This is a genomic window from Thiohalocapsa sp. ML1 (assembly GCF_001469165.1).
Lineage (GTDB): Bacteria > Pseudomonadota > Gammaproteobacteria > Chromatiales > Chromatiaceae > Thiohalocapsa.
Map to the genome: position 1 here is coordinate 1 of NZ_JABX01000105.1, position 2,965 is coordinate 2,965.

The following is a 2,965-nucleotide window of genomic DNA, read 5'->3' on the forward strand; positions in this document are numbered from 1 at the left end:
AAGCAGCCAGTCAAGCAGGCGGACGAGGCCGGTGACGGCGCCGATGGCGCCGATGATCCACACCGTCTGCCGATGCATGGCCGTGCGGAGGTTGGCCTCGGTGGATTTGAGGTCGACACGGACCTGCGCGATTTCCTTTTGCAGCCGCAGCTCGGTCTCCTTGATCTCTCTACGGACGACTTCGATCTCCTTCTGCAGCCGCAGCTCGGTCTCCTTTATCTCTTTACGGACGACTTCGATCTCCTTACGGACAACTTCGATCTCCTTCTGCAGCCGCAGCTCGGTCTCGCGCACGTCTGCACCCCGGGCAATCTCGCCCGGCCGCGGCCAACCCTCCTCCAGCTCCCGGATCGCATCCACAATCAAGCGGAACCGGGTGCGATCGTCCGTTGCGTCGTTGACCTGTTCGGCGAGCTTGAAGGCGAGTGGCATGGGGCTGGTGCCGCGGCTGGGCAGAGCGTGTACGGTTTCGATGTTGCGTAGAGCATAGCAGCAGTGTAGCCCGGATGCAGCGCAGCGGCATGCGGGAGCGGGCGCCCGGTCGGCGTTGCCGCCCGGTTCGTACCGGCGCGCCCGGTCGTCGCTCCCGCGATCCGTGCCGATGGCTCGGCCGGACCCGGATTGCGCTTTGCTCCATCCGGGCTACGCGCTAGCCGCGCTGGACCGACAGCTCGGTGACGAGACCCAAGACGACGCCCGGCGCCATCAGCCACAGCGCCGCCACGCCGACGTGCAGCAGCACGATCAGCCAGTAGATGGCTTGATACGGCTGCTTCACGGTTTTGTGGCGCATGGTCTGCTGCGCGACGTAGGCGCCGGGCCAGCCGCCGCATAGCTCCGCCAGGTGCAGGGAGGACTCCGGCACGCGCCAGGTGCGGCGGATGGCGGCGAGGTTGTCCTGAGTGAGCATGAGTCGGCGTCCCGGGTACGCCGGAGTGATCCGGCTCTGGGGGAAGGTGACTTCGGTTGCTCATGCTCGGCTGCGGGGCGGATGAGGTTCCGGGCGCTGGGGGGCCGACTAAAGTCGGCGTACCCGGGGGAGCCGACTGAAGTCGGCGTACCCGGGAGGGGCAGCGCTCGCAGGGATTGATCGCGGCGGCGTTGCGCGCGGGCGGGCTTGTGCTCGCGTGGGGCGTGCGTCGGGCCGGGCGCGGCTTGGTGAGGACGCGAGCGTGGCGTCGGGCGCGCGGCTGGTCGGGTGCCGCGGTTCGGGGTTGCCGGCAGCGCGCTGTGGGCGACGGCGCCGGTCGCCAGCACGGCCTTGATGGCGCGCTGGCCGCGGCCGTTGGGATCGTTGCCGGTGCTGAACACCCAGCGGCTGCCGATGTCGGGCGCGCTGCCTTGCGGCAGGGCGCTCTGGTGCATGAAGACGTCCTTGCCGCCATCATCCGGGCGCAGGAAGCCGTAGGCTTTGTCTTGGTTCCAGCGGACGAGGCGGCCTTCTCTCAGGGCGGTTGCGTCTTGGGGCATGGGGTTTCTTGATTTGCGCGCTGCGTGATTGTGCACGCCACGGCACTGGTGCGGGCACTGGAGCGGGCGCGGGAGCGCCCGGAGATGCGTGACACCGCTGGAGCGGGACCACGAGGAAGCATGTGCGCCGATGCGCGTCGCGGCTGAAGCCGCTCCCACGGGGGAGGCGCGGGTCTTTGTGGGAGCGGCTTTACCATGAAAGTCGCGCGTAGCGGCGCTCGTTAGCCTCCCTCTCCCGTTGGGAGAGGGCCGGGGTGAGGGAAACGGCGATGGCGAGCAGCGCCTTTCATCCTGCGGGGTGGCGCTGGTCGCCATGGCCGTTAGCCGCGATCTGCCGGGGTGCGGCACGCGCGCCTGTCGCGGCTAAAGCCGCTCCCACGGGGGCTTGGGCATGGTCGGCGCTGACGCGCTCCCGGCCTTGGGCGCTGCACCGCCAGCGCGGACACGCCGATCTGCCGTCGCGCAGGGTCAGGCATGACAGACAATGGCTGTTACGATGTCGGCGAATTGCGAGGGAATCGGACGATACCGGCACGCGACAGCTCCATATAGCAGCATGACTGCTCCGCAAGCTGGGTGATGGTCCCCCAATGCGCTTCGAATAGGGCGGTCAACTCGGCGTTGGAAAGGTTGCCCAGCGTAATTCGGAGCAATCGGGCGGGGGTACCGCGAAGGAAATGCGAGTCTCGAAAGTCACCGTCCTTAGTGATGAGGAGCATATCGTTGGCATCGACGTACGCCGCAATCGCGGAGTCGGTGGTCTCGGAGCCATTGAGGAGGCGGTTTACATGAGTCGCATCGATGCCTGTCTGTCGGAGACGGCTGACCAATCCATAGGGGACGTGCACATCGCACAGGACGCGCATCAGGCCACTTGACGGGCAGGCTCGCCCGAGACCAGCGTGCGTGCGTAGTGCAGGCACGCAATGATGTCCTCGCGCTCCAGTTCCGGGTGGTCAGCCAGGATGTCATCAATCGACATCCCGGATGCGACCATGTCCAGCACGACTTCCACCGGCCAGCGCATATGGCGCACGCAGGCCTTACCGTGGCAGATGTCCGGATCGACGGTGATGCGGTGAAGTTCGGACATGATGGTGCCAGCGCAGCGAAGCTCCCCTTGGAGGATAGACTCGGTATGGCGGCGTCGCAACCACGGGGAAAGGTGCGGCGCAAAGCAGCTCAAACCGTATACCGATCACGATATAAACCACGACCTAGGCCAGGTTTGCTTCGCCGCGATGCGCGTGCTGGAGCGGGCGCGGGAGCGCCCGGAGCGGCGTGACACCGCAGGAACGGTATCACGAGAACAGCATGGTCGCCGATACGCGTCGCGGCTAAAGCCGCTCCCACGGGGGCAGGCGCGGATCTTCGTGGGAGCGGCTTTAGCCGCGACCGGCCGGGCTGCGGAACGCGTGCTGTCGCGGCTAAAGCCGCTCCCACAGGGGCAAGCGCGGATCTTCGTGGGAGCGGCTTTAGCCGCGATCTGCCAGGG

The 2,965-nt window shown here is 67.0% G+C and carries 4 protein-coding genes and 1 pseudogene; all 5 read right to left on the minus strand.

The annotated features are described in order from the left end of the window. Positions 1–432: hypothetical protein (locus ML01_RS26490; RefSeq protein WP_058558362.1), on the minus strand; the 432-nt coding region annotated here is incomplete at its 3' end. Between the two features lie 217 nt (positions 433–649). Continuing rightward, the gene (locus ML01_RS30940) at positions 650–910 is read right to left on the minus strand and encodes a DUF1294 domain-containing protein (protein ID WP_058558363.1); all 261 of its coding nucleotides are present in this window, start codon (positions 908–910) and stop codon (positions 650–652) included. A gap of 437 nt (positions 911–1,347) precedes the next feature. Then, positions 1,348–1,785, minus strand: a pseudogene (locus tag ML01_RS31590) (cold-shock protein); the annotation flags it as partial. A gap of 176 nt (positions 1,786–1,961) precedes the next feature. Next, positions 1,962–2,336 carry a DUF5615 family PIN-like protein gene (locus tag ML01_RS29840; RefSeq protein ID WP_058558365.1) on the minus strand — a complete coding sequence of 125 codons (375 nt, stop codon included), beginning with the start codon at positions 2,334–2,336 and terminating at the stop codon, positions 1,962–1,964. After that, the gene (locus ML01_RS26510) at positions 2,336–2,563 is read right to left on the minus strand and encodes a DUF433 domain-containing protein (RefSeq protein WP_058558366.1); all 228 of its coding nucleotides are present in this window, start codon (positions 2,561–2,563) and stop codon (positions 2,336–2,338) included. Before ML01_RS26510 ends, ML01_RS29840 begins: the two co-directional genes overlap by 1 nt. Between the last annotated feature and the right edge of the window lie 402 nt (positions 2,564–2,965).